Origin of the sequence: Kribbella sp. NPDC050459, assembly GCF_040655315.1 — a bacterium.
Lineage (GTDB): Bacteria > Actinomycetota > Actinomycetes > Propionibacteriales > Kribbellaceae > Kribbella.
Genome location: NZ_JBFAJQ010000017.1, coordinates 39,647 through 65,304, shown reverse-complemented (window position 1 = coordinate 65,304; position 25,658 = coordinate 39,647). Strand labels below are relative to the sequence as shown.

Annotated in this window: 27 protein-coding genes; 22 read left to right on the top strand and 5 right to left on the bottom strand. The window is 68.8% G+C overall.

All coding sequences use genetic code 11. The features are described 5' to 3' along the window. Positions 1-119: 119 nt before the first annotated feature. Entirely contained in the window at positions 120-1,238 is a 1,119-nt protein-coding gene (locus AB0I12_RS37520; protein WP_359939511.1) for a hypothetical protein, read from the top strand. Here AB0I12_RS37520 and AB0I12_RS37515 read toward each other — a convergent pair. Then, complete coding sequence (locus tag AB0I12_RS37515; protein ID WP_359939509.1) at positions 1,228-1,743, bottom strand: hypothetical protein; 516 nt, start codon at positions 1,741-1,743, stop codon at positions 1,228-1,230. The two genes, AB0I12_RS37520 and AB0I12_RS37515, sit on opposite strands and share 11 nt — an antisense overlap. 166 nt (positions 1,744-1,909) lie before the next feature. Between AB0I12_RS37515 and AB0I12_RS37510 the strand changes: the two genes are divergently transcribed. From AB0I12_RS37510 to AB0I12_RS37500, 3 genes are read left to right on the top strand one after another with little or no spacing between them, the layout of a single operon-like run. After that, positions 1,910-3,187, top strand: coding sequence for a sensor domain-containing protein (locus AB0I12_RS37510; RefSeq protein WP_359939506.1), 1,278 nt, complete (start codon positions 1,910-1,912; stop codon positions 3,185-3,187). A 25-nt stretch (positions 3,188-3,212) separates the two neighbouring features. Beyond that, positions 3,213-3,857: a response regulator transcription factor gene (locus tag AB0I12_RS37505; protein ID WP_359939503.1), complete on the top strand. Its 645-nt coding sequence runs from the start codon at positions 3,213-3,215 to the stop codon at positions 3,855-3,857. Next, on the top strand, positions 3,857-4,555 hold the full coding sequence (locus AB0I12_RS37500; RefSeq protein WP_359939500.1) for a DUF4097 family beta strand repeat-containing protein: 699 nt from the start codon (positions 3,857-3,859) through the stop codon (positions 4,553-4,555). The genes AB0I12_RS37505 and AB0I12_RS37500 overlap by 1 nt, the downstream gene beginning before the upstream one ends. A gap of 27 nt (positions 4,556-4,582) precedes the next feature. Here AB0I12_RS37500 and AB0I12_RS37495 read toward each other — a convergent pair whose 3' ends face one another. Genes AB0I12_RS37495 through AB0I12_RS37485 form a run of 3 tightly spaced genes read right to left on the bottom strand, consistent with a single transcriptional unit; the run spans position 4,583 to position 8,131 of the window. After that, positions 4,583-5,215 carry a bifunctional 4-hydroxy-2-oxoglutarate aldolase/2-dehydro-3-deoxy-phosphogluconate aldolase gene (locus AB0I12_RS37495; protein ID WP_359939497.1) on the bottom strand — a complete coding sequence of 211 codons (633 nt, stop codon included), beginning with the start codon at positions 5,213-5,215 and terminating at the stop codon, positions 4,583-4,585. Beyond that, positions 5,212-6,825 (bottom strand): D-aminoacylase, encoded by a 1,614-nt coding sequence (locus tag AB0I12_RS37490; protein WP_359939494.1) that lies wholly within the window; start codon positions 6,823-6,825, stop codon positions 5,212-5,214. Before AB0I12_RS37490 ends, AB0I12_RS37495 begins: the two co-directional genes overlap by 4 nt. Position 6,826: 1 nt before the next feature. Further along, positions 6,827-8,131 (bottom strand): amino acid deaminase, encoded by a 1,305-nt coding sequence (locus AB0I12_RS37485; RefSeq protein WP_359939491.1) that lies wholly within the window; start codon positions 8,129-8,131, stop codon positions 6,827-6,829. A 131-nt stretch (positions 8,132-8,262) separates the two neighbouring features. On the opposite strand from AB0I12_RS37485, the gene AB0I12_RS37480 reads away from it, so the two are divergent. From AB0I12_RS37480 to AB0I12_RS37470, 3 genes are read left to right on the top strand one after another with little or no spacing between them, the layout of a single operon-like run. Next, positions 8,263-9,228: a sugar kinase gene (locus AB0I12_RS37480; RefSeq protein ID WP_359939488.1), complete on the top strand. Its 966-nt coding sequence runs from the start codon at positions 8,263-8,265 to the stop codon at positions 9,226-9,228. Continuing rightward, positions 9,225-9,959: an IclR family transcriptional regulator gene (locus AB0I12_RS37475; protein ID WP_359939486.1), complete on the top strand. Its 735-nt coding sequence runs from the start codon at positions 9,225-9,227 to the stop codon at positions 9,957-9,959. Before AB0I12_RS37480 ends, AB0I12_RS37475 begins: the two co-directional genes overlap by 4 nt. A gap of 19 nt (positions 9,960-9,978) precedes the next feature. Beyond that, positions 9,979-10,383: a RidA family protein gene (locus AB0I12_RS37470; RefSeq protein WP_355699428.1), complete on the top strand. Its 405-nt coding sequence runs from the start codon at positions 9,979-9,981 to the stop codon at positions 10,381-10,383. Positions 10,384-10,388: 5 nt separating this feature from the next. On the opposite strand, the gene AB0I12_RS37465 is transcribed toward AB0I12_RS37470, so the two are convergent. Then, the gene (locus AB0I12_RS37465) at positions 10,389-10,991 is read right to left on the bottom strand and encodes an SMI1/KNR4 family protein (protein ID WP_359939483.1); all 603 of its coding nucleotides are present in this window, start codon (positions 10,989-10,991) and stop codon (positions 10,389-10,391) included. Positions 10,992-11,043: 52 nt separating this feature from the next. On the opposite strand from AB0I12_RS37465, the gene AB0I12_RS37460 reads away from it, so the two are divergent. The 15 genes from AB0I12_RS37460 (at position 11,044) to AB0I12_RS37390 (ending at position 25,452) form a co-directional block, all read left to right on the top strand. Further along, positions 11,044-11,853 (top strand): IclR family transcriptional regulator, encoded by an 810-nt coding sequence (locus AB0I12_RS37460; protein ID WP_359939481.1) that lies wholly within the window; start codon positions 11,044-11,046, stop codon positions 11,851-11,853. Beyond that, positions 11,853-13,028, top strand: coding sequence for an MFS transporter (locus AB0I12_RS37455; protein ID WP_359939479.1), 1,176 nt, complete (start codon positions 11,853-11,855; stop codon positions 13,026-13,028). The genes AB0I12_RS37460 and AB0I12_RS37455 overlap by 1 nt, the downstream gene beginning before the upstream one ends. A gap of 216 nt (positions 13,029-13,244) precedes the next feature. After that, entirely contained in the window at positions 13,245-13,865 is a 621-nt protein-coding gene (gene rplJ, locus AB0I12_RS37450; protein WP_359939476.1) for a 50S ribosomal protein L10, read from the top strand. A gap of 63 nt (positions 13,866-13,928) precedes the next feature. Beyond that, on the top strand, positions 13,929-14,318 hold the full coding sequence (gene rplL / locus AB0I12_RS37445) for a 50S ribosomal protein L7/L12 (protein ID WP_134107138.1): 390 nt from the start codon (positions 13,929-13,931) through the stop codon (positions 14,316-14,318). A 223-nt stretch (positions 14,319-14,541) separates the two neighbouring features. Beyond that, positions 14,542-15,489, top strand: a complete 948-nt coding sequence (locus tag AB0I12_RS37440) for an ABC transporter ATP-binding protein (RefSeq protein ID WP_359939473.1) — start codon at positions 14,542-14,544, stop codon at positions 15,487-15,489. Further along, positions 15,486-16,259 carry an ABC transporter permease gene (locus AB0I12_RS37435; RefSeq protein ID WP_359939470.1) on the top strand — a complete coding sequence of 258 codons (774 nt, stop codon included), beginning with the start codon at positions 15,486-15,488 and terminating at the stop codon, positions 16,257-16,259. The genes AB0I12_RS37440 and AB0I12_RS37435 overlap by 4 nt, the downstream gene beginning before the upstream one ends. A 1-nt stretch (position 16,260) precedes the next feature. Then, positions 16,261-17,091, top strand: coding sequence for an ABC transporter permease (locus tag AB0I12_RS37430; protein WP_359939467.1), 831 nt, complete (start codon positions 16,261-16,263; stop codon positions 17,089-17,091). A 1-nt stretch (position 17,092) separates the two neighbouring features. Next, on the top strand, positions 17,093-18,430 hold the full coding sequence (locus AB0I12_RS37425) for an MCE family protein (protein WP_359939464.1): 1,338 nt from the start codon (positions 17,093-17,095) through the stop codon (positions 18,428-18,430). After that, positions 18,427-19,458: an MCE family protein gene (locus AB0I12_RS37420; protein WP_359939461.1), complete on the top strand. Its 1,032-nt coding sequence runs from the start codon at positions 18,427-18,429 to the stop codon at positions 19,456-19,458. The genes AB0I12_RS37425 and AB0I12_RS37420 overlap by 4 nt, the downstream gene beginning before the upstream one ends. Further along, positions 19,455-20,468: an MCE family protein gene (locus AB0I12_RS37415; protein ID WP_359939459.1), complete on the top strand. Its 1,014-nt coding sequence runs from the start codon at positions 19,455-19,457 to the stop codon at positions 20,466-20,468. The genes AB0I12_RS37420 and AB0I12_RS37415 overlap by 4 nt, the downstream gene beginning before the upstream one ends. Then, on the top strand, positions 20,468-21,655 hold the full coding sequence (locus tag AB0I12_RS37410) for an MCE family protein (protein WP_359939456.1): 1,188 nt from the start codon (positions 20,468-20,470) through the stop codon (positions 21,653-21,655). Before AB0I12_RS37415 ends, AB0I12_RS37410 begins: the two co-directional genes overlap by 1 nt. Next, the gene (locus AB0I12_RS37405; protein WP_359939453.1) at positions 21,652-22,881 is read left to right on the top strand and encodes an MCE family protein; all 1,230 of its coding nucleotides are present in this window, start codon (positions 21,652-21,654) and stop codon (positions 22,879-22,881) included. Before AB0I12_RS37410 ends, AB0I12_RS37405 begins: the two co-directional genes overlap by 4 nt. Further along, positions 22,878-24,170, top strand: coding sequence for an MlaD family protein (locus AB0I12_RS37400; protein WP_359939450.1), 1,293 nt, complete (start codon positions 22,878-22,880; stop codon positions 24,168-24,170). Before AB0I12_RS37405 ends, AB0I12_RS37400 begins: the two co-directional genes overlap by 4 nt. Further along, positions 24,167-24,658 (top strand): hypothetical protein, encoded by a 492-nt coding sequence (locus AB0I12_RS37395; protein ID WP_359939447.1) that lies wholly within the window; start codon positions 24,167-24,169, stop codon positions 24,656-24,658. Before AB0I12_RS37400 ends, AB0I12_RS37395 begins: the two co-directional genes overlap by 4 nt. Then, the gene (locus AB0I12_RS37390; RefSeq protein WP_359939444.1) at positions 24,658-25,452 is read left to right on the top strand and encodes a hypothetical protein; all 795 of its coding nucleotides are present in this window, start codon (positions 24,658-24,660) and stop codon (positions 25,450-25,452) included. Before AB0I12_RS37395 ends, AB0I12_RS37390 begins: the two co-directional genes overlap by 1 nt. The last annotated feature ends 206 nt before the right edge of the window (positions 25,453-25,658 follow it).

Below are 25,658 nucleotides of genomic sequence, written 5' to 3'. Positions count from 1 at the left end.
CTGCGCCCCGGCCGGCACGACGGTGCCGACGGGGTGAGCTGCTGCTGCGCTCTCTCCTGAGGTGACCGCGGCCGACCGGGGTGGACCCCCGTCGAGACCGTCATCCTGGAGAGAAACCCATGTCTGTCCTCACCGTTGAAGAACTGCATTCTGCCCTTGCACTGCGCGATCTCACCGATCCGGCCCAGGGCCCACACGCGGTCCAGCTCGTCGTCGACTCGATCCGCACCGCACTCGGCGCAGCCTGGCCGTACACCGAGATCTGGACCCGCCGCGATCATCCCGCCGTCTCGCTGGCCGACAACTACGACAACCTCGGCTACGCCACCGACGCGGTGACCCGCGAGGCTCGCTACACCCGGTACGTGTCGGAGAACGAGGTGCTGCGCAGTCACACGTCGGCGATGATCCCGCCCGCGCTGCGGGAGCTCGCCGCCTCGGAGTCGTCCGACGTGCTGATGATCTGTGCCGGCATCTGCTACCGCCGGGACTCGGTCGACTGGCAGCACACCGGTACGCCGCATCAGCTCGACCTGTGGCGGCTCAGCCGGAATGTGACGCTGGGGGAGCCGGAGCTGGAGGACATGATTGCCCGGCTGGTCGACACCGTCCTGCCCGGGCAGACCTACCGGACCGTGCCGGCGGCCCACCCGTACACGATCCACGGGCGTCAGATCGACGTCCTGCTGGACGATCAGTGGATCGAGATCGGTGAGTGCGGGGTCGCGGCGCCGCACGTCCTGCGGATGGCCGGGCTGGACGACAGCTGGACCGGACTCGCGATGGGGCCGGGGCTGGACCGGCTGCTGATGCTCCGCAAGGGGATCCGGGACATCCGGTTGCTCCGCTCGACGGATCCGCGGGTGGCGGGGCAGATGCTGGACCTGCTGCCCTACAAGGCGGTCTCGTCGATGCCGCCGGTCCGGCGCGACCTGTCCGTCGTGGTGGACGAGGGCACGGACGTGTCGGCGGAGGTGCTCGGCGACAAGGTGCGCGCCGCGCTCGGGGCGGATGTCGATGCCGCGGAGTCGCTGGAGGTGCTGGGCGAAACGTCGTACGACGACTTGCCGGCGAGTGCCCGTGAGCGTCTCCGGATGAGCCCGGGACAACGCAATCTCCTGGTCCGGCTGGTCCTTCGGCCGGTGGATCGCACGCTCACCGACGCGGAGGCCAACGTCCTGCGGGACAAGGTCTACCGAGCCTTGCACGAAGGTCCGGTCCTGGAGCTCATCGTCTGAGTTCACGGGCGGCGACCACGAAGGCGCAGACGGCGAGTGGCAGCTCAAGGAGGAGAGCCTCGGTCAGCGAGAGGGTGCGGTCGAAGCCGGCGGCCGCCGTACTCACGTCGAACCAGGCGTCGGCCGTGAGCAGTGTCCCGGCTGCCATCGCGGTCAGAGCGGCGTACCTGCTGCGTTTGTGCAGTAGGTACGCCGTGAGGCCGGCGGCGATCGCGGTAGCGCAGTCGAGCCCGATCCAGGTGAGCTTCCAGTGGCTCGTTTGGTACGTGCTCGGCAGTGTGGCGGCGAGAATCAGGCACCAGGGCAGCAGCACCGCCGCCGTCCCGGCCGCGACCAGCGCGGCCAGGCCGCCGGGTGAGCGGCGAGCGCGGATCCGGCCGTCCAGCCGGCCCTCGGCGATGTAGTCGTCGAGCGCGTCGGCCACGCGGTCGTCGATCGCGTCCCCGAGCCGTCCGTCCATGGCCCGGCCGAGGTCGCCGGGGCTGCTGATCGCTGTCGTCGTCATGCCTTCGAGAATCCTCGTTTCGCCTGTTCGACACATTGCGGCCAGCCCACGAACGAGGGTGGGGATAACCCCCGGTCGGGTCCGTGGGTTGGCCTCATGCCGCTCGGCCGGACCGACCACGTAAGTTGTGACGGCAAGCAGGCGCTGACACGGGGAGGTGGTCCGGATGACCGTTGCTGCGAGTCCGGTTCCCCGGACGCCCTGGCGGCTCTGGCGCTCGCCGTACTTGTGGTTGGCAACCATTCACCTGCTCGGTGACGCGGTCGTCGTGCTCACGTCCGGATTCCTCGTGCTGGTCGCGGTCGCGGTCGCGATCCTCGCCTGGCCGCTCGCGTACGTCGGCCTTCCGCTGACCGTCGGCGCGAACCGGCTCGTTTACGCGATCAGCGGGTGGGAGCGGGCCCGTGCGCGGATCACTCGCGGCCAGGAGATCCTGCCGCTGGTGCCACCGCCTCCGACCGGGTCGCGGATCGGCGACGCCCGGGCGGCGGTGGCAGACATCGGTTTGTGGCGGCAGTTGCTGTACTACGCGTTGCTGTTGCTGCTGGCAATGGTATGGATCCCGGCGATCGTGTTCGCGTGGTCGGTTCCGCCGGTGCTGGTCACGCTGCCGGTGTACTACTCGGCGTTCGCCGCGTCGCAGGCGCAGCTCGGGCCGTTCGTGATCGACACGATGACGAAGGCGTCGGTCGTGGCGGCGATCGGTGTGTTGCTCCTGCTGGTCGTGTCGCCGGTGCTGATGCGGGCGGCGTCGGCGCTGGACGGGGAGCTCGCGCGGTCGTTGCTCGGGCGCTCGGAGACCGGCGCGCTCGCGGAGCGCGTCAGCCAGCTCGTGACGAGCCGCCAGCAGGTGGTCGACTCGGTGGAGGCCGAGCGGCGCCGGATGGAGCGGGATCTGCACGACGGTGCGCAGCTGCGGCTGGTCTCGCTGGCCATGACGCTCGGCCGGGCGAAGAACCGGCTCGAGGACAGGGAGCCGGTGGTGCGAGCGATGATCGAGAACGCGCACTCGGAGGCGATGCAGGCGATCACCGAGATCCGTGACCTGACCCGGGGGCTGCATCCGCCGGTGCTGACCGATCGCGGGCTGGACGCGGCGCTGTCGGGAGTGGCGGTGCGGTCGCCGGTGCCGATCCGGCTGCGCGTCGACGTCAAGCCCAGGCCGTCGCTGACGATCGAGGCGCTCGCGTACTTCGTCGTCACGGAGGCGCTGGCCAACGTGGCCAAGCACGCTGCCGCCGCCTTCACGGACGTGGTGGTGCGGCGGGAAGGAGACATCTTGCTGGTCGAGATTCGGGACGACGGTCAGGGTGGGGCCGACCCGGCCAAGGGGAGCGGGTTGCGCGGGCTGTCCGACCGGGTGGCCGGTGTGGACGGACGACTGATCGTGCACAGTCCGCCCGGTCGCGGGACCGTCCTGATCGCGGAGCTGCCCTGTGGCTGAGGACGTCGTTGAGGAGACTGACCGGATGCGCGTGGTGATCGCCGAGGACTCGGTGCTGTTGCGGGAAGGCATCGTGCGGCTGCTCGAGGAGGAGGACTGCGTCGTCGTGGCGGCGGTCGGCGACGGCGACGCGCTCCTGAAGGCGGTCGAGGCGCATCGGCCGCAGGTGTGCGTGGTCGATGTCCGGATGCCGCCGACGTTTACCGACGAGGGGCTGCGGGCCGCGCTGGTGATCCGCGGGCAGTTTCCGGACGTCGGTGTGCTCGTGCTGTCGCAGTACGTCGAGGAGCGGTACGCGAGCGAGCTGATCGGCGGGAACCCGGGCGGCGTCGGGTATCTGCTCAAGGACCGGGTCGCCGACGTCGACCAGTTCATCGAAGGGCTGCGCCGGGTCGCGGGCGGCGGCGCGGCGCTGGATCCGGAGGTGATCTCCCAGCTGCTGGTGCGATCGCGCAAGGAGGATCCGCTCGCGGTGCTGAGCCCGCGGGAACAGGACGTTCTCCGCGCGATGGCGGAAGGCAGGTCGAACGCCGGGATCGCGCAGGCTCTGGTCGTCGGCGAGGGGGCGATCGAGAAGCACATCAGCAGCATCTTCCAGAAGCTTCGGCTGGCGCCGACCGACGGCGAGCACCGCCGGGTGCTCGCCGTGCTGAAGTACCTGGAGACCTGATGCGGCTGACGAAGGCCCAGCGGACGATGCTGCTCCTCGGACTGGTGCCGCTCCTGGCGCTGCTGGTGGCCGGCGTGGGTGTGACGGTCGGGATGATCCGGGGGAGGCTGGGCTACAACTCCGCGTCCGAGTTCGCGGCGCCGGCGCAGGGCGTGCGGATCGCGTCCGATGTGCCGACGGAGGTGCTCGCGAGTGTGGACGGGAAGGTCCACGTCACCGTCAGCGGGTCGTACGCGGCGGCCAAGCCGGACATCAGGATCTCGCCGATGGCCGGCGCGCTGACCATCGGGGCTCGGTGCCCCGATGTCCACTGCAACGTGGACCTGACGGTCGAGGTGCCGGCCGAGACCGCCGTGGAGGCCAAGGTCGAGCAGGTGTCGCTGGACGTGGCCGGAGTGGCGTCACCGCTGACGCTGGACGCGACCGGGGGCTCGGTGAATCTGGCGCGGGTGCGCAGCCCGGACGTCTCGGTCAACGTCCGGGGCGGGTCGATCACGCTGTTCTTCGACAACCCACCGAATCGGGTCCGAGCGACCGCGAGCGATGGATCCATCACGGTGCAGGTCCCCCGGACGGTGTCGTACGGGATCAACGCGGTCGCTGCGCAGGGCTCCACGGACCTCAGCGTCCCCAACGACCAGTCAGCCACCCACCAGCTCTACCTACGCACCCGCTACGGCAGCATCACCGTGCAATAAGGCCGTGCAATCAGACCGTGCAACAGGTCAGAGGGCTGCACAGAAAGTCTTGGCCTTGCCGGTAATGGATTCCCAGTTGGCGGCGGCCACATCGGCGGGGGAGACGACGTCGGTGCCCGCGCTGACGGCGAGGGCACCGGCCGCCAGGAAGTCGTGGGCGTTGGTGGCGTTGACGCCGCCGGACGGGATCAGCGGGACGCCGGGGAACGGGCCGTTGAGGTCCTTGAAGTACTTCGGGCCCAGGGCGTGCGCCGGGAAGATCTTCACCGCCGCCGAGCCCAGCGCCAGCGCGGTCATCACCTCGGACGGCGTGAAGGCGCCGAGCACAACGGAGATGCCGGCGGCGTGCGCGGCATCGGCGATCGCCGCGGCCTCGGGACCTTGGCCGGGTGTCACGAGGAACTGCGCGCCGGCGTTGATCGCCTGCGTGGCCTGGTCGGCGGTCTGCACCGTACCGGCGCCGACGACCGCGCCGGTGTCGGCGGCCGTGGAGGCAGCGCGTTCCAGGTGCCGGGGGAGGTCCGGCGTGGTGTAGGTGAGCTCGACGACGTGAATGCCACCGGCGACCAGCGCGGCGCACAGGTCCCGGGCGTCGGAGATCTCCGGCGCCCGGACGACGGTCAGGACCCGATCGGCGCGGAGCAGCTCCAGGGTGTTCACAACAGGTTCCTCTCAGACGGCGCAGGGGTGGGACTACGGCGGATCGCGCGGCCGGGAACGGCGGCGGTCCGGTGCGAGTCGTCGATGACGGGGACGCCGTTGACGAACACGTACGGGATGCCTTCGGCCTGCCGGCGCGGCTCGGGGAACGTGGCGGCGTCCCGCACGGCGGCCGGGTCGAACAGGACCAGGTCGGCGGTGTACCCCTCCCGCACCAGCCCGCGATCCGGGAGCCGGAGCCGGCGGGCGGCGCGGCCGGTGAGGTGGTGGACGCAGTCGGCGAGGTCCAGGACGCCGAGCTCGCGGACGTAATGGGCGAGGTACCGCGGGAACGTGCCCCACGACCGCGGATGTGGTTTCCCGCCGACCAGGATCCCGTCCGAGCCGCCCGTGTGCGACGGGTGCCGCATGATCGCGCGCACGTTCTCCTCGTGGCCGACGTGCTGCAGGATCGAGGTGGCGAGATCGTCGGCCAGCAGGATCTCGAAGAAGACGTCCGCGGCCGGCTTCCCGGTGCGCTGCGCGAGAGCGGCGACGGTCCGGCCGACCGCGCCGGACAGCGCGGGGTTGCGGACGCCTCCGATCTCGATCGTGTCCCATTCGACGACGCAGCCGTGGCAGCCGTCGGACCCGACCTGCTCCAGCTCGTACGTGATGCGTTCACGCGCGGACGGATCGCGGAGCCGCGCGAGCAGCGCGTCCGGCCCGCCCTCGGCCGTCCAGCTCGGCAGGATTGCCGCCAGCGTGGTCGCCCCCGGCAGGTACGGATAGGTGTCGGTGGTGACGTCGACACCGGAGGCCAGCGCCTTGTCGATCATCGCGACCAGCTCGTCGCCGCGCCCGGCGTTCGGGCCGAAGTTCATCACCGCGTGGGTCAGGTGCAGCGCACACCCGGAGCGGCGCGCCACCTCGACCATCTCGCCGTACGCCTCCAGCGCGCCCTTCCCGTACGAGCGCTGATGTGGCGCGTAGTAGCCGCCGTACGACGCGAGGACCTCGCACAGCGCGACCAGCTCGTCCGTGCTGGCGAACATGCCCGGTGTGTACGTCAGACCGCTGCTCATCCCGACCGCGCCCTCGCGCAGTCCGTCGGCGAGCAGCTGCTGCATCCGCGCGAGCTCGGCACCGGTCGCCGGACGGTTGGAGGTCCCAACGACCATCATGCGCAGCGTGCCCTGCGGGACCAGGTACGCCGCGTTGCACGCGATGCCCTGGTCGAGCCGGTCGAGGTACCCGGCGACCGTCGACCAGGAGAAGTCGAAGTCGTCCGGCTCCCCGTTCCAGCCGGCGATCTGGCGGCGGACGACGGCGCGCGTCGGGTCGTCGATCGGCGCGAAGGACAGGCCGTCCTGACCCAGCACCTCCAGCGTCACGCCCTGACTGACCTTGGCGGTGTGGTCGGGGTTGACCAGGATCTGCAGGTCCGAGTGCGAGTGCATGTCGATGAAGCCGGGCGACAGCACCAGCCCGTCCGCGGCGATCGTCCGGTGCGCGGCCGGCAGATCGTTGCCGATGGCGACGATCCGTCCGGCGTCGACCGCGACGTCGGCGTGGAACCCGGGGGAGCCCGAGCCGTCGACGACCAGCGCCCCCGTGATCAGCACACTCATGTCAGAAGAAGGTCCGTACCAGGTCCACGACGGCCGGATCCGCGGCATCCGGGTCGTCGACGACCGGGATCAGGCCCCACTTGTCGAAGGCCGTGCAGGGATGGGACAGCCCGACCCGCAGTTCGTCGCCGATCACCACCGGGACGGATTCGTCGAAGGTCAGGTAGCCGTGCTGGTCGTTCAGGTTCGTCACCTTCATGCCGCTGGCCGGCAGGATCGGCGCGCCGTCCGACCGCGGCCGGATCAGCTGCGGCTCGGGATAGTCCTGGTCGAACGGGAAGTCGCGGCGCCCGCCGTCGAAGATCGCCAGCCCCGGCTCGGGCTGCGACGTGATCCGCATCCACCCGTGCATCGCCGGCACCAGCTGCTCGCCGTCCGTCCGCGGGTGTTCGCCGAGCGGCGACACGCGCCGGTACAGCCCGTCGTCGTGGGTGATGTACGCGCCGGACCGCAGGACCACGCGGGCGCCCTCGCCGGCCTCCGCGGCGAGGACCTTCGCGACCTGCTCGAAGTACTGGCTGCCGCCCGCGCTGACCACCGGCACGATGTCGTCGTCGTACAACGGCCGCAGCCGGTGGTGAACGCCGGCGAGCTCGCGCAGGTACGCACGGACCTCCTCGAGGTTCTCCTCGTCGACGCCGTGACCGATCGCGCCCTCGTACCCGGCCACGCCGACCAGCCGCAACGTCGACGCGTCGGCGATCGCCTGGCCGACGGCCAGCGCGGTCTCGGGATCCCGGGCGCCGGTCCGGCCGCCGATCCCGCCGACCTCGACCATCACGTCGAGCTTCCGCACGTCCGGGCCGACGTACGCCGAGCGCGCCGCCTCCATCAGCTCGACCGTGTGGACCGAGTCGGCCCACACCATCACCTCGAACGACGGGTCGGCCGCGAGCTCGTCGGCGATCCAGCGCAGCTGCAGCGGCGAGATCACCGCGTTCGCGACCAGGACCCGCTGTACGCCGTACGCGCGGGCGACGCCGAGCTGGAAGCCGTTGGCCAGCGTGATCGCCCAGGCGCCGGCGTCCAGCTGCATCGCCCAGAGCGCCGGCGCCATCGTGGTCTTGCCGTGTGGCGCGAGCTCGACGCCGTGGCGGACGCACCACGTGGCGAGCGTGTCGACGTTGTGCCGCAGGCCGGGCGCGGACAGCGTCATCAGCGGAGTGGGGAGCTGCGAGAGCCGCGGCCTGCCGGCCAGCACCTCCGCGACGGTCCGGCCCCAGAAGGCGGGCGGCAGGGCCTTGTCCTGCCAGCTCACCTGCTGATCGGCGAGAGCGGCGACGGTGTCGGCATCGTAAGCAGGCATCAGACCCCCTGAGGTTCGGGATTGCAGAATACGCAACGCTCATTGCGTATTCTGACTCGTCGGTTGTAGCATCGCGGCCGAAGCCGCGTCAACGCACACCTATCCCATCACCCTGCCGCCAAGGAGTGCCGATGCCCGAACCGGTCCCTGAGACGACCGCGATCTGCTTGGGCGAGGCGATGATCATGCTGGCCGGCGGACCCGGGCCGCTCGCCGACGTGGAGGTGTTCCGGCGGTCGGTCGGCGGGGCGGAGTGCAACGTGGCCGGTGGGCTCGCCGGGCTCGGCGTACCGACCGGCTGGATCTCGCGGCTCGGCGACGACGGGTTCGGACAGCATGTACTGCGGGATCTGCAGGCGCGTGGTGTCGACGTCGGCGGAGTGGAACTGGATCCGGTCCGGCCGACGGCGCTCTACGTCAAGGAGTCCGAGGACGGCCGCTCCCGGATGCACTACTACCGGACCGGCTCGGCGGCTGCGGCCATGGAGCCCGGCTTCCTGGATCGGCCCGAGGTCCGCGAGCGACTGCAGCAGGCCAAGCTCGTGCACACCACCGGGATCACCGCCGCGATCTCCACGTCCAGTGCGGACATGCTGGAGCGGCTGGCGACCGAGCCGCGTGAGTACCTGCTCAGCGTCGACTTGAACTGGCGGCCGGCGCTTTGGCGTGACCGGGACCCCGCGCCGTTGTGGCGGTTGCTGAAGGCGGCCGACATCGTGCTGATCGGTGCTGATGAGGCTGAGGTCTTTGCAGGCACGGGGGATCCGGATGTGTTGTACGAGCAGCTGCAGACGCCTGTCCTGGTGGTGAAGAATGATGCGCATTCCGCGATCGCGTTCGAGGGAGGGGCGCGTACTGAGGTCTCGGCACTGTCCGTAGAGGTGGTCGAGACGGTCGGGGCAGGTGACGCGTTTGCGGCCGGGTTCTTGGCGGGGACATTGCAGGGGTTGTCGATGGTGGAGCGGCTCCGGCTGGGGCATCTGAACGCTGCTGCCGTTCTGACAGCGCCGGAGGACCACGCGCCCCCGCCGGCCGCGGCTGAGCGGGAGCGGCTGCTCAAGGCGTCGGACGAGGAGTGGGCGGCGACCAAGGTATGAGTCAGAGCCTTGGCAGGGCGCTGCAGATCCTCACCAGTCTTGGCGAGGGTGAGCGGTCGCTGGACCAGCTCGCGGTGGAGCTAGGCGTTCACAAGACGACGGTGCTCCGGCTGCTGCGCACCATGGAGGCCGAGCGGTTCGTACGGCGGGACGCCCAGCACAGGTACAGCCTGGGCTCGCGGCTGTTCGCGCTCGCCGACGTCGCGCGCGAGCAACACGTCGTACGGCAGGTTGCGGCACCGCATCTGCGGGAGCTGAACCAGAAGACCGGGCAGACGGTTCACCTGGCCGCCTGGGAGAACGGTGAGGTCATCTACATCGACAAGCTCGACAGTGTGCGCTCCGTGCGCATGTACTCGCAGGTCGGAGTACCGGCGGCTCTGCACTGCACCGCGGTCGGAAAGGTCCTGCTGGCCGCGCAACCCAAGCGGCAGCGGGAGGCGGTCCTCCAGTCGCTGGACTACAAGGCGTTCACGCCGAACACCATCACGGACCCGGACCGGTTGCGGGACGAGCTGCAGGTGACCACGGAGCGCGGCTGGGCGCAGGACAAGGCGGAGCACGAGTCGTTCATCAACTGCATCGGTGCACCGCTGACCGACACTACGGGCCGCGTTGTCGGGGCCGTGTCGTTGTCGGTGCCCGACGTACTGCTGAACTATGAGCAGGTACTCGAGCTGCTGCCAGACCTGCTCGCGACCGCCAGAGCGATCAGTGCCGACTACAACTAACTGAGAGGTGTCAGACCTGATGTCCGACAAGACCGCAGTCTCCACCACCGACGCGCCGCCGCCGATGCCGGTGTTCTCGCAGGGCGTCCGCAAGGGCAACATCCTGCAGGTGTCCGGCCAGGGCTCGGTCGACCCGGCCAGCGGCGACTTCGTGTTCGCCGGTGACGTGAAGGGTCAGACCACCCGGGTACTGCAGAACATCGAGGCGATCCTGAAGGCCGGCGGCGGGAGCATCGACGACGTGGTGATGCTGCGCGTCTACCTCACCGAGCGCGACAACTTCGCCGCGATGAACGAGGCGTACGACGAGTTCGTGTCGGCCCGCACGCCGAGCGGCGTCCTGCCGTCGCGCACCACCGTGTTCACCGGCCTGCCGCTGCCGGACATGCTCGTCGAGATCGACGCGCTGGCTGTCCTGAGCTAGTTGAGCTAGTTCTGCACCGGTGCCCGGACCAGCGGCTCGCCGTTGACGGACTGCTGGTCCGGGCCCCGATCCCACCAGAGCTCCTGGTGGATGGTGAGGTACGGGTACCAGCCGTTGACGCCGGTGCCGTGGTGCAAGGAGTGCACCACCTCCGCGAGGTAGGACGCGAGGCTCGGCCAGCCGGCCCTGAAGTCTCCTGATCCGTCGTGAAGCGCCATGCCCAGGCGCCCCCGTGCTGGGCCCGGGCGCAGGTCGATGACCTGCAGGTCCCCGTCGCTGTCGGCCCACGGGATCCAGGCCGGATGCCAGTACGGCTCCGAGGCCGGCGGGTGGACGGTGAACCCGTCGTACTCCGCGGCCAGGTCCATCCGCAGCTGCCAGTTCACGGCGATCTCGGACGCGCTCGACGGGAGCGCCTCCGGCAGCAGATTCGCCCACGACATCACGCCGTTGTGGCAGCTCAGCGATTCGACCAGCTCAGGCGGCAGTTCGACCGCGTCGCCTTTGAGTTCTGCGCCGGTGGCCGGGGGTGCGAGGACGTCGTACGTCGCGGGAGCGTGCCGGGCGAGCCAGTGGTCGATCCGGCCCCAAGAGGCGGTGATGCTCACCCGCTGGACACTACATCGACAAGCTTCCCGTATCGCGGGATATGGTTTCACAATGCAGGAAACGCGCGGTTCGGTGCAGTCGATCGACCGCGCTGTCGCGATCCTCCGGTGCTTCGACGCGCGGACGCCGGACCTCGGGATCAGCGACCTGGCCCGGGCCACCGGCCTGTCCACCAGCACCGTGCACCGGCTGCTGCTGGCCATGCAGGAGAACGGGCTCGTCCGGCAGACCGCGCACCGCCGCTACGCGATCGGTCCGCTGGTCGTGCAGTTGGCGCACAGCGGCGGGGTCCCGGCTGGCCTGCGCGACGCTGCTCTGCCGGTGCTACGTGCACTCCGCGATGACACAGGGGAGACCGCGGCCGTGCACGAACTGCTCTCGTCAGGGCAGCGCGTCGTGCTCGATCAGGTCGAGAGCCACCACCAGTTGCGCCGCACTTACACGGAGTTCGGTCTCCCGGTGGCACTGCCGCTCGGTGCGCCGGGCAAGGCGCTGCTGGCATTCCTGCCGCTCGAGCAGCAGCAGGAGGTGCTGCAGGGCCCGCTGGAGCAGGTGCAACCGGCAACCATCACCGACCCGGAGGTCCTCGCGGAGCAGTTCACGGAGATCCGTCGGCGCGGTTATGCGATGTCGCGGATCGAGCGGACGCCGGGGATCTGCAGTGTGGCGGCACCGGTGTTCGGCTACTCCGGCTCGGTCGCCGGGTGTCTGAGTGTCTCCGGCCCCGAGCTGCGGATGCCGGTCGAGCGGATGGAGGAGTACGGGATGCGGGTCGCCGAGGCAGCCTGGTCGGTGTCGGAGCTGCTGGGAGCGACCCCGGCCGCCCGGGACCGCAGTACGGCGCTGGCCGGCGGCCGGTGATGCGCAGCCTTTGGAAGATCGCCCCCGCTGTCTATCTGCCCGCTCTGCTCTACGGAATCGGGCAGGGCGCCATCGCACCCGTAGTAGCGCTGTCTGCCACCCACTTGGGCGCATCAGTTGCTGTGGCCGGCCTGGTTGTCGCTGCTGCCGGACTGGGGCAGGTGATCGGTGACATCCCGGCCGGGGCACTCACCAACCGCATCGGCGAGCGCAGCGCGATGCTGGCCGCCACCGTCCTCGTTGCGCTGGCCCTCGTGGCCTGTCTGGTGGTCCCGACGGTCTGGGGACTCGCAGTGGCGATCGGCTGCACCGGTCTGGCCGGCGCGGTCTGGGGCCTTGCACGGCAGGCCTATCTGAGTGAGGCAGTGCCGATCGAGCTCAGGGCGCGGGCCCTGTCCACGCTGGGCGGCGTACAGCGCATCGGCTCGTTCATCGGGCCGTTCCTCGGAGCAGGCGCGATGAAGTTCCTCGGTACCGACGGTGCGTACTGGGTGCACCTGGTGGCCGCCGTACTGGCCTGTGCGGTTCTGGTGAGCCTGCCGGACGTTGCCAACAGGCGCGGAAAAGGCCCGCTGGCCGCACAGTCCACCTGGGGTGTCATCCGCGACCACATCCCCGTACTGCGGACACTTGGCGTCGGAGCGTTGCTCGTCGGGGCCGTCCGGGCGTCGCGCCAGGTTGTGATCCCGCTGTGGGCGCAGCACATCGGACTGGATCCGCAGACGACCAGTGTGATCTTCGGGCTGTCCGGAGCCGTCGACATGTTGCTGTTCTATCCGGCTGGATCCGTGATGGACCGGCTCGGCCGGAAGTGGGTCGCCGTACCGTCGATGATCGTGCTGGGGCTGGCGCACCTGCTGCTCCCGCTGACGCACACCACGGCCACGCTGACCGCGGTCGCGCTGCTGATGGGGATCGGCAACGGCCTGGGCGCCGGCGTGATCATGACGCTCGGCGCGGACGCCTCACCGCCGGTGGGGCGGGCCCAGTTCCTCGGCGCGTTCAGGCTGTTCGCCGATACCGGCAACGGCGCCGGACCTCTGCTGCTGGCAGGGGCGACCGCGTTGCTGGGACTCGGGCCGGCGATCGTGATCATGGCGGGTACCGGCTGGGCCGCGGCCACGGCGATGCACCGCTGGATCCCGCCGCATCCGAGGACGGAACAGCCCACGTGAACCACCGATTTGGCTAAACACCTGTCCACCAGGCACACTGTCTACTGCCGAAGACCGCTGGTTGCTGCCCTAGGTAGCTGAAGGTCCCACTCAGGTGGGCGGCCCGCGCAGGTGACTTGGAAGTGACACTGTACGTTTCACGCCCTTGCGCCTGCGCAGGGGCGATTTTCTTTGTTCAGGGGTCCGAGGCGTGGAAGCCGATAGAAGGAGACCCCCATGGCGAGGCCGGACAAGGCAGCCGCTGTCGCGGAGCTGACGGACGAGTTCCGTAGCTCCAACGGCGCCGTGCTGACCGAGTACCGCGGTCTCACCGTCGCGCAGCTGAAGCAACTTCGGACTGCGCTCGGTGACGACGTGAACTACGCCGTGGTGAAGAACACGCTGACCAAGATCGCGGCCAAGGACGCGGGTGTCGACTCGTTCGACTCGCTCCTCGAGGGCCCCTCGGCGATCGCCTTTATCAAGGGCGACCCGGTGGTTGCGGCCAAGGGACTGCGTGACTTCGCCAAGGCGAACCCCCTGCTCGTCATCAAGGGTGGAGTGCTGGACGGTAAGGCACTCGGCTCTGACGAGATCAGCAAGCTCGCTGACCTGGAGTCGCGTGAGGTTCTCCTCGCGAAGCTCGCAGGTGCGATGAAGGCGGCCCCGCAGCAAGCGGTGTCGCTGTTCGCTGCTCCGCTGTCGCAGGCCGCGCGCCTGTTCGCGGCGCTGCAGGAGAAGTTGCCGGCCGACGCCGCTCCGGCGGACGTCCAGGACACGGTGCAGGACACCGTCCAGGACACGGCCGAGGCACCTGCCGAGGCGAGCACCGAGGAGACCGCCGCAGCGGACAGCTGAGGCATCTCACCGCAACACCCCATCAGTGATCACCAAGCACCATCGTTAGGAAGGACCGCCATCATGGCGAAGCTCAGCACCGAAGAGCTCCTCGGCCAGTTCAAGGAACTGACCCTGCTGGAGCTGTCGGAGTTCGTTAAGGCGTTCGAGGAGGAGTTCGGCGTCACCGCCGCCGCCCCGGTCGCCGTTGCCGCCGCTCCGGCCGCTGGTGGGGGCGCCCCCGCCGAAGAGGCCGCGGAGCAGGACGAGTTCGACGTCGTTCTGGAGAGCGCCGGCGACAAGAAGATCCAGGTCATCAAGGAGGTGCGCGGTCTCACGAGCCTCGGCCTGAAGGAGGCCAAGGACCTCGTCGAGTCGGCCCCGAAGGCCGTCCTGGAGAAGGTCGACAAGGCTGCCGCGGAGAAGGCCAAGGAGGCCCTCGAGGGCGCCGGCGCCACCGTCACCCTGAAGTGACCTCAGTTACGTTCCGTCAAGGAGCGTAACGAATGTGTAGAGAAGGGCGGTCCCCGCAAGGGGGCCGCCCTTCTGCCGTTACGTGATGGTTAGTATCGCAATCGCTTGACTTCCAGGGGTTACGCAAAACCGTACTCGTGCGTAACCTAGGCCACTGCTCCCTCGTTGGAACCCGCGTACTCGTCGGTTCGGGGCACCCAGAACATTCCCGTGAGGAGGACCGGTGGGCGTCGAAGTCCGCGTAGAAGGTCTCACCAAGTCCTTCGGTAGCCAGCTGATCTGGGGCGACGTGTCCCTGACTCTGCCGGCCGGTGAGATCTGCGTGATGCTCGGCCCGTCCGGTACCGGCAAGTCCGTGTTCCTGAAGACGCTGATCGGTCTGATCAAGCCCGACCGCGGGCATGTCTGGATCGAGGGCACCGACATCGCCACCTGCAGCGAGCGCGAGCTGTACGACGTCCGCCGGCTGTTCGGCGTGCTGTTCCAGGACGGCGCGATGTTCGGCTCGATGAACCTCTACGACAACGTCGCGTTCCCGCTCCGCGAGCACACCAAGAAGTCCGAATCCGACATCCGCTCCATCGTGATGGAGAAGATGGAGATGGTCGGCCTGGTCGGCGCCGAGCGGAAGCTGCCCGGCGAGATCTCCGGCGGTATGCGCAAAAGAGCCGGCCTGGCCCGGGCGCTCGTCCTGGACCCCGAGATCCTGCTCGTCGACGAACCCGACTCCGGCCTCGACCCGGTCCGGACGTCGTTCCTCAACCAGGTCATGATCGACCTGAACGAAGCCTTCGGCGCGACCTTCCTGATCGTCACCCACGACATCAACACCGCGCGGACGGTGCCGGACAACATCGGCATGCTGTACCACCGGCACCTGGCGATGTTCGGCCCGCGGGAGATGCTGCTGTCCAGCGAGGAGCCGGTGATCCGGCAGTTCCTGAACGCGCAGATGATCGGCCCGATCGGCATGTCCGAGGAGAAGGACGCCGACGAGCTGGCCCGGGAGATCGGCCAGGAGCTGCCCCCGCTGCCGCCGATCCCGATCCAGCAGCTGCCCAGCAGCGGCATGCTCCGCCCGACCCAGCGCCCGCCGGGCGAATGGTGCCGTGAGAACGGCATCGTCCCGCCACCCGGATCGTTCGAGGCGAAGGCCGTGGGGGCGCGGTGACTGTTTCCGCGACCGCCCCGCTGAAGCACGCTGGTTCGCTCTTCGCTTTCGCTCTCGACACCGGCCGGGCCACGTTCCGGCGGCCGTTCCAGCTGAAGGAGTTCCTGCAGCAGGCCTGGTTCGTCGCGAGCGTGACGATCATCCCGACCGCGCTGGTCGCGATCCCGTTCGGCGCGGTGATCGCGCTACAGGTCGGCGGCCTGATCAAGCAGTTCGGCGCGCAGGCGTTCACCGGTTCGGCCGCCGTGCTGGCCGTCGTCCGGGAGGCGTCGCCGATCGCGACCGCGCTGCTGATCGCGGGCGCCGGCGGTTCGGCGATCTGCGCGGACCTCGGCTCGCGGAAGATCCGCGAGGAGCTGGACGCGATGATGGTGCTCGGCATCGACCCGATCCAGCGGCTGGTGGTGCCGCGGGTGCTGGCGACGATGCTGGTCGCGTTCTTCCTGAACGGGTTCGTCAGCGTGGTCGGCGTGATGGGCGGCTACGTCTTCAACGTCGTCCTCCAGGACGGCACGCCCGGCAGTTACATCGCGAGCTTCACCGCGCTCGCCCACCTGCCCGACCTGTGGCAGGGGCAGGTCAAGGCGCTGGTCTTCGGCTTCATCGCCGCGGTCGTTGCGTCGTACAAGGGCTGCAACGCGGGCGGCGGCCCGAAGGGCGTCGGCGATGCCGTGAACCAGTCCGTCGTGATCACGTTCATGCTGCTGTTCGTCGCGAACTTCTCGATGACCGCGATCTACTTCCAGCTCGTCCCGCCGAAGGGGGCCTGACATGTCGGCCCTGATGGACGTGCTGGTCAGGAAGCCGCTGAGCTCGCTCGACCACCTCGGTGAGCAGCTCGCCTTCTACATCAAGGCGCTGGCCTGGTCCGGCAAGTCCGTCACGCGGTATCGCAAGGAGATCTTCAGGCTGCTCGCCGAGGTCACGCTCGGCAGCGGCGCACTCGCGGTGATCGGCGGCACGGTCGGAGTGATCACGTTCCTGGCGTTCTTCACCGGCACCGAGGTCGGTCTGCAGGGCTACTCGGCGCTGAACCAGATCGGCACGTCGGCGTTCGCCGGTTTCGTGTCGGCGTACATCAACACCCGCGAGATCGGGCCGCTGATCGCCGGGATCGCGCTCGCCGCGACCGTCGGCTGCGGTTTCACCGCCCAGCTCGGCGCGATGCGGATCAGCGAGGAGATCGACGCCCTTGAGGTGATGGCGATCCCGTCGCTGCCGTTCCTGGTCACCACCCGGATCATCGCCGGACTGATCGCCGTGATCCCCTTGTACGTCGTGGGTCTGCTGGCGTCGTACTTCGCGACCAGACTCACCGTGACGACGTTCTACGGGCAGAGTACGGGCACGTACGACCATTACTTCCACCTGTTCCTGCCACCCGGAGACGTGCTCTGGTCGTTCGGCAAGGTGCTGGTGTTCGCGGTGCTGGTGATCCTGGTGCACTGCTACCACGGCTACCACGCGACCGGCGGTCCGGCGGGTGTGGGCGTGGCCGTCGGCCGGGCCGTCCGGACGTCGATCGTCGTGATCAACGTCGTCGACCTGCTGCTGTCGATGGCCATCTGGGGTACGACGACCACCGTCAGGCTGGCGGGCTGACATGACCAGACTGATCTCGCACAAGGTGCTGGGCGTCGCGTTCATCGGCGTCCTGGTGTTCCTGCTGTGGCTGACCTACGCGTTCTACGCCAAGGTCTTCACCAAGACCGTGAACGTCGAGCTGAAGACCAGCCACATCGGCCTGCAGTTGAACGAGCACGCCGACGTGAAGCTGCGCGGCATCATCGTCGGCGAGGTGCGCGGCGTCTCGACGGACGGCGACGAGGCGACCGTCGACCTGGCGCTCAAGCCGGACCAGGTGGACGAGATCTCCGCCGCGGTCAGCGCGCGGATCCTGCCGAAGACGCTGTTCGGCGAGAAGTACGTCGCGCTGGTGCCGCCGACCGGCACCGAAGCGACCGGAGGCCGCCATATCAAGGCCGGCGACGTGATCAGCCGGGACAAGACCGCGGTCGGCATCGAGATCGAGAAGGTGCTGAACGACGCCCTGCCGCTGCTCCAGGCGGTCGACCCGGCCGACCTGAACGCCACGCTGAACACGCTCGCGACCGCGCTCGAGGGCCGCGGCGCCGAGATCGCCGGCACCCTCACCCAGCTCGACGGGTACCTGAAGAAGCTGAACCCGCACGTCCCGAAGCTGATGGACGCCCTCGCCAAGCTGACCCAGGTCGCGGACCTGTACGGCGACGCGACGCCGGACCTGGTCCGCGCGCTGCGGAACCTGACCATCACCGGCAACACGGTGGTCGAGAAGCAGAAGCAGCTGCAGCAGTTCTTCGTCGACGTGCAGAACCTGTCCACCACCGGGAACACGTTCCTGAAGGAGAACGAGGACCGGGTGATCCGGCTCGGCCAGGTCAGCCGCCCGGTGCTGGACCTGCTCGAGCGGTACTCACCCGAGGTGCCGTGCTTCCTGCAGGTGATGACCGACACCGCCCCGATCCTGAACGACACGTTCCGGGACGGCCGGCTGAACATCAACCTCGAGCTGATCACCAATCAGCCCACGCCGTACGAGCCGAACGAGAAGCCCGTGTACGCCGACCACCGCGGCCCGACCTGTGTCGGCAAGAACTACAGCCACCCGGGGGCGAAGCCGGGCCCCTACACGCAGGAGAACCCGGCGCCGTACATCACCGGTGACGACGGCGTGATCGGCGACCACAACAAGAACCAGCGCTTCCCGCTCGACCTGAAGCTGAACCGGGCGATGCCGGGCTTCGCGATGGACACCCAGGGCGTCGGCACACTGGCCGAGCAGGACGTCGTCAACTCGATCGTCGGCCCGGAGATGGGCGTGCCTGCGAACGAGGTCCCGGATCTGACCACGCTCATGGTCGGCCCGCTGCTCCGCGGAGGGCAGGTGAACCTAAGGTGACCTTCTTCGACAAGAAGACCACGTTCGACACCGTGCGGCTCGGGATCTTCGTGGTGGTGACCACGATCGCGACCGCGCTGCTGGCGGTGACGATCGGAAACATCAGCTTCAACCCGACCACGAAGTACCGGGCGGTCTTCACCGACGCGGTCGGGCTGAACCAGGGCGACGACATCCGGATCGCCGGCGTGAAGGTCGGCCAGGTCGACAAGATCCAGCTGTACCAGGACAAGCTCGCGATGGTGACGTTCAGCGTCGACTCCGACCAGGTGATCGACACCTCCACGCACGCGACGCTGCGGTACCGGAACCTGGTCGGCAACCGCTACGTCGCGCTCACCGACGGCGTCGGCGGCGGCGACCGGCTGAAGAAGAACGGCATCATCCCGAAGGAGCGGACGACGCCGGCGCTCGACCTGTCGGTGCTCTTCAACGGGTTCAAGCCGCTGTTCACCGCGCTCACCCCGGCGGACGTGAACCAGTTCGCGTTCGAGGTGATCAAGGTGCTGCAGGGCGAGGGCGGCACGATCGAGTCGCTGCTGGCCAAGACCGCGTCGCTGACCACCACGCTGGCCGACGCCGACCAGGTGATCGGCGACCTGATCACGAACCTGACCGGCACGCTGCAGATCGTCTCCCAGCGGCAGGCGAACTTCTCTCAGCTGCTGGTCAACCTGCAGCAGTTCATCACCGGCCTCAGCCAGGACATCACCCCGATCCTCGGCTCGCTGACCTCGATCAACTCGCTGAACACCAAGACCGCCGGCCTGCTGCAGCAGACCCGGGTGCCGATCAAGGCCGACCTGGACAAGCTCCGCGCGGTCGCCACCACGCTGGACGACACCCAGTCGATCTGGGTGAAGACCCTGCAATTCATGCCGGAGAAGCTCAACACGATGACCCGTACCGCGTCGTACGGCTCCTGGTTCAACTTCTACCTGTGCAACTTCGACGGCAACGTCACGCTGCCCACCGGAACCCGGATCCCCGTCTCGTACCAGCTCAACTCGGCGAGGTGCGCGAAGTGAAACCGTTCCGCGAGCAGAACCAGGTGACGATCGGCGTGATCGGGCTGACCGTGATCGGCCTGATCATGCTGGCCGCGTTCAAGGCGCAGGACCTGCCGCTGATCGGCGGCGGGACGAAGTACTCCGCGCAGTTCTCCGAGGCCGGCGGGCTGAAGCCGAACGACGAGATCCGGGTCGCCGGCGTCCGGGTCGGCAAGGTCCGCAAGGTCGAGCTCGAGGGCACCCACGTCCGGGTCGACTTCGTGGTCGACAAGGGCGTGAAGCTCGGCGACGAGACCGGCGCCGAGATGAAGATCAAGACGCTGCTCGGCCAGAAGTACCTGAAGCTCGACCCGGCCGGTTCCGGCGAGCTGAAGCCGGGCTCGGAGATCCCGCTGGCCCGGACCATCTCGGCGTACGACGTCGTGGACGCCTTCACCGACCTGGCCAACACCACCGAGCGGATCAACACCGCGCAGCTGGCCAAGGCCCTGGACACGCTGTCGGCGACCTTCAAGAACACGCCGGAAGAGGTGCAGGCCTCGCTGACCGGCCTGTCCCGCCTGTCCCGCAACGTGGCCAAGCGCGACGAGCAGCTCAAACTGCTGCTCCAGCACTCGAATGTGGTCACCAAGGTCCTCGCCGACCGCAACCAGCAGCTGATCAAGCTGATGAAGGACGGCAACACCGTCTTCCAGGCCGTGCAGGCCCGGCGGGCGCTGATCCACCAGCTGCTGGTGTCGACGCAGAAGCTGTCCGCGCAGATCACCGCGCTGGTCCGGGAGAACCGCAAGGACCTCGGGCCGACGCTGCAGAAGGTCAACGCGGTGCTCGCCGTCCTCCTGCAGAACCAGAACTCGCTGGACGCGAGCATCAAGGGCCTGGCGCCGTTCGTCCGCGTCTTCACCAACACCCTCGGCACCGGGCCCTGGTTCGACACCTACCTGCAGAACCTGGTGCCGGTCCCGGAGATCCCGCTGCCCAAGGTGCCGATTCCCGGACTGCCGACGATCCTGGGAGGTGGCGGCTGATGAAGGTCAACGCACTGTCCCGGTTGATCGCGGTCGGCGTGGTCGTGGTGATCCTCGCGGTCAGCGTCGTGACGCTGTGGCCGAAACCCGAGCGGGTGACGGCGACGGCGTACTTCCCGCGTGCGGTCTCGGTGTACCCGGGCTCGGACGTCCGGATCCTCGGCATCAAGGTCGGCGAGGTGGAGAGCGTCACCCCGGCCGGCCGGACGGTCCGGGTGAAGTTCTGGTGGGAGGCCAAGCACAAGGTGCCGGCCACCGCGAAGGCGGTGATCGCGTCGCCGTCGATCGTCGCGGACCGGTACGTGCAGCTCACCCCGGCGTACTCCAAGGGCGCCGTGATGGCCGACGGCGCGCAGATCCCGATCGAGCGCACCGCCGTACCGCTGGAGCTCGACCAGATCTACCAGAGCCTCAACGACCTGTCGGTGGCGCTCGGGCCGAAGGGCGCGAACGACCAGGGCGCGCTGGCCCGGCTGCTGGACGTCTCGGCGAAGAACCTGAACGGCCAGGGCGCCAAGCTGAACCAGACCATCACCGACGTCTCCAAGCTGACCAGCACGCTGTCCGGCAACTCGTCGGCGCTGTTCAACACGATCCGGCAGCTGCAGACCTTCGTGTCCGCTCTGGCCGCGAACGACCAGTTGGTCCGGCAGTTCAACACGAACTTCGCCGCGGTCTCGACCACTCTGGCCGGTGAACGCAAGGACCTGGGCGCGTCGCTGTCCCTGCTGGCGACCGCGCTCGGTGAGGTTGCGACGTTCGTCAAGGAGAACCGGACACTGGTGAAGAACACGGTCTCCGGCGCCACCAAGCTGTCGCAGATCCTGGTCAACGAGAAGGCCGCGCTGGCTGAGGTGCTCGACACCGCGCCGCTCGGCCTCGGCAACCTGGCCCGGATCTACAACCCGCAGTTCGGCACGCTGGACCAGCGGATCAACCCCGGGCAGCTCGACGACCCGGCGACGTTCGTGTGCTCGCTGCTGCTGCAGGCGAACCAGCCCTTGTCGACGTGCACAACGCTGAAGCCGGTCCTCGACGCGCTTGCGAAGCTGCCGCTGCTCAAGCAGCTGACCGGCACCGGGCCGACCAGCGGCGGCCCTGCCGGTACGCCGTGGGCGCCGAAGCCGCAGGCCCCGCTGAACAGTCCTGACCCGGTCGACCCGACGCTCGGGGGGCTGGTCCGATGAAGCGCCGTACGTCGATCTTTGCCGGAGTCGCCGCGCTCGCGATGCTGCTGAGCGGCTGTGACTTCAGCGTGTACTCGTTGCCGCTGCCCGGCGGCGCGAAGATCAAGGGGCCGTCGTACACGGTCACCGTCGAGTTCACCGACGTCCTCGACCTGGTGCCGAAGTCGACGGTGAAGGTCGACGACGTCACCGTCGGCACGGTCGAGAAGGTCTGGCTGGAGGGGTACGTCGCGAAGGTGCGGATCCGGCTGCCGAAGAGCCTCGACCTGCCGGACAACACGCACGCGACGATCCGCCAGACCAGCCTGCTGGGCGAGAAGTTCGTGTCGCTGTCGCGGCCGACCGGGACCGAGAAGGCGCGCGGCAAGCTCGACAACGGCGAGCTGATCCCGCTGTCCAGGACGACCAGCAACGTCGAGGTCGAGGAAGTGCTGTCCGCGCTCTCGCTGCTGCTGAACGGCGGCGGCGTGGCCCAGCTGCAGATCATCACCCAGGAGCTGAACAAGGCGCTCACCGGCAACGAGCCGGCGATCCGCAGCGTGCTGACGCAGCTGAACACGTTCGTCGGCACTCTGGACCAGAACAAGGCGCGCATCGTCACCGCGATCAAGTCCGTGGACGCCCTGGCCAAGAAGCTGAACGCGCAGAAGGCGACGCTCGCGACCGCGATCGACTCGCTGCCGGCCTCGATCGCGACGCTGGACAAGCAGCGGGCCGCGCTGGTCAAGACGCTGCAGGCGCTGGCCACGCTGGGCAACACCGCGACCCGGGTGATCACCTCGGCCCAGAAGGACCTGGTGGCCAACCTGAAGTCGCTCTACCCGATCCTCACCAAGCTGGCCGAGGCGGGGGAGAACCTGCCGAAGTCGCTGGAGCTGCTGTTCACCTATCCGTTCCCCGACAACGCCGCCAAGGCCGCGAAGGGTGACTACACCAACCTCGGGATCACGCTCGACGTGAACACCAAGAAGGCACTCGACAACCTGCTGGGCATCCAGTTGCCGACCGCCGGCCCGACCGCGATCCCGACCGGCCGGATCAGCCTCCCGGTGCACCTGCCGACGAGTCAGGCGCCGGGCAGCGTGCTGCCGTCGCTGCCGGTCCCGACGGGGACCACGACGACCTGCATCACGGTGCTCGGGCTGCCGGTCTGCTCGCCGACGCTGAACCGGTCCGGGCTCGATCCCGACCTGGCGAAGGCCCTGATGCCGGGGGTGGTCGGATGATCACCAGAGCGGTCCGGATCCAGCTGATGGTGTTCCTGCTGATCACTGTCGTCGGCGTCGCGTTCGTCGGCGCCCGGTACGCCCAGATCGACCAGCTGATCGTCGACGACGACTACACGGTGAGCGCCAGCTTCGCCGAGTCCGGCGGCATCTTCACCGGCGCCGAGGTGACGTACCGCGGCCAGCCGGTCGGCCGGGTCGGTCAGCTGAAGCTGCTCAGCGACGGCGTCCAGGTGAATCTGGACATCGACAAGAAGGTCAAGATCCCGAACGACCTGCTCGCCGTGGTCGCGAACCGGTCCGCGATCGGCGAGCAGTACGTCGACCTGCAGCCGCGCCGCGACGGGGCGCCGTACCTGCAGGACAACTCGCGGATCGACCGCGCGGACACCGCGATCCCGATCGACACCACCGAGCTGCTGCTGAACCTCGACCAGCTGGTGAACTCGGTCGACAAGAACAGCCTGCGGACCACGGTCCGCGAGCTCGGGACCGCGCTCAAGGGCAAGGGCACCGACCTGCAGAAGATCATCGACAGCTCCGGCAAGCTGATCGACGACGCGGACGCCAACGTGCTGCAGACGATCAAGCTGATCAACGACGGCGACACCGTGCTCGCCACCCAGGTGGCCAGCGGCGACGCGATCAAGACCTGGGCGAAGAACCTGGCGCTGCTGTCCGACACCCTGGTCAGCTCGGACGCCAACCTGCGCAAGGTCATCGACCAGGGGTCACTGGCATCCACGCAGGTCACGGGGCTGATCCAGGAGAACAGTGCGTCGATCGCGGTGCTGCTCGGTAACCTCCTGACGGTGAACGAACTGACCGCGGTCCGGCTGGACGCCGTCGAGCAGCTGCTGGTGGTGTACCCGGCGGTGTCGATGGGCGGCTACGTCGTACCGGCCAAGGACCCGGGCACCGGCCATTACGACGCGCACTTCGGCCTGGTCGTGGGACTCCAGCCGCCGGCCTGCCGGCCCGGGTACGGCGGCACCGACAAGCGGGTCCCGCAGGACCTCAAGAACACCCCCGCGAACACCAAGGCCGGCTGTACGGCGAACCCGGGCAGCGGGATCAACGTCCGCGGCTCACAGAACAAGCCGACCCCGTCGTCGCGGGAGGACCTGAACCGCGGCGGGTACGGGATCGGCTACGACCCGGCGACCGGCGCCGCGGGCGGAACCGATGGGATGCCGCAGCTGACCCTGGGCTCCACCGGTGGACAGCAGGAGCTGCTCGGCAGCGACTCCTGGAAGGCACTCATCCTCGGACCGGTGACCAGCAAGTGATCGCACGCAACGGCCGGCTCGTGCTGGCCTGGGCGCTCAGCGTCCTGCTCATCGTGGCGCTCGCGGGCCTCACGCTGTCGGTGGTCGCGCTGAGCAAGCAGCGGGCCGACGACTCGCAGCGCGACGGCGCGATGAAGGCGGCGCGGCAGTTGGCGCTGGACTTCACGACGTACGACTACACGACGTCGGAGGCGGACTTCAAGCGTGTGACCGACGAGTCGACCGGGCAGTTCAAACAGGAGTTCGAGGCCGGGATCGCCGCGGTGAAGACCGAGGTCGTGACGAACAAGGCGACCTCCAAGGGGGACGTCAAGGAAGCAGCCGTGGTCTCGAACGACAAGGACTCCGCCCAGGTGCTGGTGATCGTGAACGCGGTGGTGACGAACACGGCCTCGGCCGAAGGCGTCCAGCGCCGCTACCGGATCAAGCTGGACATGGTCCGCGAGCAGAACCGCTGGCTGACCGCCGACCTCCAGGTGGTGGGCTGATGCCTCGCTACCGCCCCCGCGTCGCCGGTTCCCGCCGCCCCCGCCCGGCGTCCGAGGTCCCGGAGACGCCGGAGACCCCGCAGCTCCCCGAACCGCCGGGACCGGGCAACTGGAAGCGGATGCCCGCACGCGGCGGCGGCTACTGGGTCCGGGCCGACCCGGAGCCCGAGGTCGAGCAGACGCCTGCGGAGACCGCCGAGGACACGGCTGCGGACGCTCAAGGGGATGTGACCCCGGCCACAGAGGAGCCCCTGGAGGACCTTCCCGAGAAGTCTCCAGCTGCCGAAATCTCTACGGAGAGTGAGCAGAAGCGGGGTCTGGGGACCACGTTGACGGCCGCCCTGGCGGTGGTTGTGGTGCTGACGCTGACCGTCGCTGCGGTGCTCGGGGTGAAGGCGTGGCACGGCAAGCAGGCCGAGGACGCCCGCAGCCAGGCCGCGGCGGCCGGGCGGAAGGCGGCCGAGACGGCGCTCAGCTACGACTACCGCGACCTGGACAAGAGCTTCGCCGCGGCGCGGGCGACGATGACCCCGGATTTCGCCGCCAAGTTCGACGAGACCGCGAAGGTCGCCGGCGAACTGGCCACCAAGACCAAGGCGACGGTGAAGGCCGAGGTCCGCGAGGTCGGGGTCCGCGACGGCGACGCCGACCGGGTCACGCTGATCATCTTCGTCAACCAGACGACCACCAGCACGATCACGAAGGGTAGTCCCCGGGTGGACCTGAACCGGACCCGGTTCACGATGGTCCGAAACGGCGACCGATGGCTGGTCCAGGAGATCGCCGGACTGTAATCTCTTCCTAACTCCGCACCAGAGGGGCGCCGGGTGTCTCGTGGGTGATCTACCCGCTGGAGACTCCGGGTCGGTCCTTGACGGAGAGGGTGGTCCGACGGCAAACTGTTGGACCCCATTGGACAGGCTTGCCTGGATCATGTAGCCTATTGCTTTGCGCTGCCTTTCTCTCGCCTCTGCTCGGGTCTCCGACTTGACTGGGGCGG

Excerpts from the sequence above, each read along its gene's own strand:
- AB0I12_RS37390 (WP_359939444.1), top strand. The coding sequence starts at position 24,658 with ATGCCTCGCTACCGCCCCCGCGTCGCCGGTTCCCGCCGCCCCCGCCCG.
- AB0I12_RS37505 (WP_359939503.1), top strand. The coding sequence starts at position 3,213 with ATGCGCGTGGTGATCGCCGAGGACTCGGTGCTGTTGCGGGAAGGCATC.
- rplJ (WP_359939476.1), top strand. The coding sequence starts at position 13,245 with ATGGCGAGGCCGGACAAGGCAGCCGCTGTCGCGGAGCTGACGGACGAG.
- rplL (WP_134107138.1), top strand. The coding sequence starts at position 13,929 with ATGGCGAAGCTCAGCACCGAAGAGCTCCTCGGCCAGTTCAAGGAACTG.
- AB0I12_RS37490 (WP_359939494.1), bottom strand. The coding sequence starts at position 6,825 with ATGAGTGTGCTGATCACGGGGGCGCTGGTCGTCGACGGCTCGGGCTCC.
- AB0I12_RS37510 (WP_359939506.1), top strand. The coding sequence starts at position 1,910 with ATGACCGTTGCTGCGAGTCCGGTTCCCCGGACGCCCTGGCGGCTCTGG.
- AB0I12_RS37400 (WP_359939450.1), top strand. The coding sequence starts at position 22,878 with ATGATCACCAGAGCGGTCCGGATCCAGCTGATGGTGTTCCTGCTGATC.
- AB0I12_RS37455 (WP_359939479.1), top strand. The coding sequence starts at position 11,853 with ATGCGCAGCCTTTGGAAGATCGCCCCCGCTGTCTATCTGCCCGCTCTG.
- AB0I12_RS37405 (WP_359939453.1), top strand. The coding sequence starts at position 21,652 with ATGAAGCGCCGTACGTCGATCTTTGCCGGAGTCGCCGCGCTCGCGATG.
- AB0I12_RS37430 (WP_359939467.1), top strand. The coding sequence starts at position 16,261 with ATGTCGGCCCTGATGGACGTGCTGGTCAGGAAGCCGCTGAGCTCGCTC.
- AB0I12_RS37485 (WP_359939491.1), bottom strand. The coding sequence starts at position 8,131 with ATGCCTGCTTACGATGCCGACACCGTCGCCGCTCTCGCCGATCAGCAG.
- AB0I12_RS37475 (WP_359939486.1), top strand. The coding sequence starts at position 9,225 with ATGAGTCAGAGCCTTGGCAGGGCGCTGCAGATCCTCACCAGTCTTGGC.
- AB0I12_RS37520 (WP_359939511.1), top strand. The coding sequence starts at position 120 with ATGTCTGTCCTCACCGTTGAAGAACTGCATTCTGCCCTTGCACTGCGC.
- AB0I12_RS37470 (WP_355699428.1), top strand. The coding sequence starts at position 9,979 with ATGTCCGACAAGACCGCAGTCTCCACCACCGACGCGCCGCCGCCGATG.
- AB0I12_RS37515 (WP_359939509.1), bottom strand. The coding sequence starts at position 1,743 with ATGACGACGACAGCGATCAGCAGCCCCGGCGACCTCGGCCGGGCCATG.
- AB0I12_RS37425 (WP_359939464.1), top strand. The coding sequence starts at position 17,093 with ATGACCAGACTGATCTCGCACAAGGTGCTGGGCGTCGCGTTCATCGGC.
- AB0I12_RS37410 (WP_359939456.1), top strand. The coding sequence starts at position 20,468 with ATGAAGGTCAACGCACTGTCCCGGTTGATCGCGGTCGGCGTGGTCGTG.
- AB0I12_RS37500 (WP_359939500.1), top strand. The coding sequence starts at position 3,857 with ATGCGGCTGACGAAGGCCCAGCGGACGATGCTGCTCCTCGGACTGGTG.
- AB0I12_RS37460 (WP_359939481.1), top strand. The coding sequence starts at position 11,044 with ATGCAGGAAACGCGCGGTTCGGTGCAGTCGATCGACCGCGCTGTCGCG.
- AB0I12_RS37480 (WP_359939488.1), top strand. The coding sequence starts at position 8,263 with ATGCCCGAACCGGTCCCTGAGACGACCGCGATCTGCTTGGGCGAGGCG.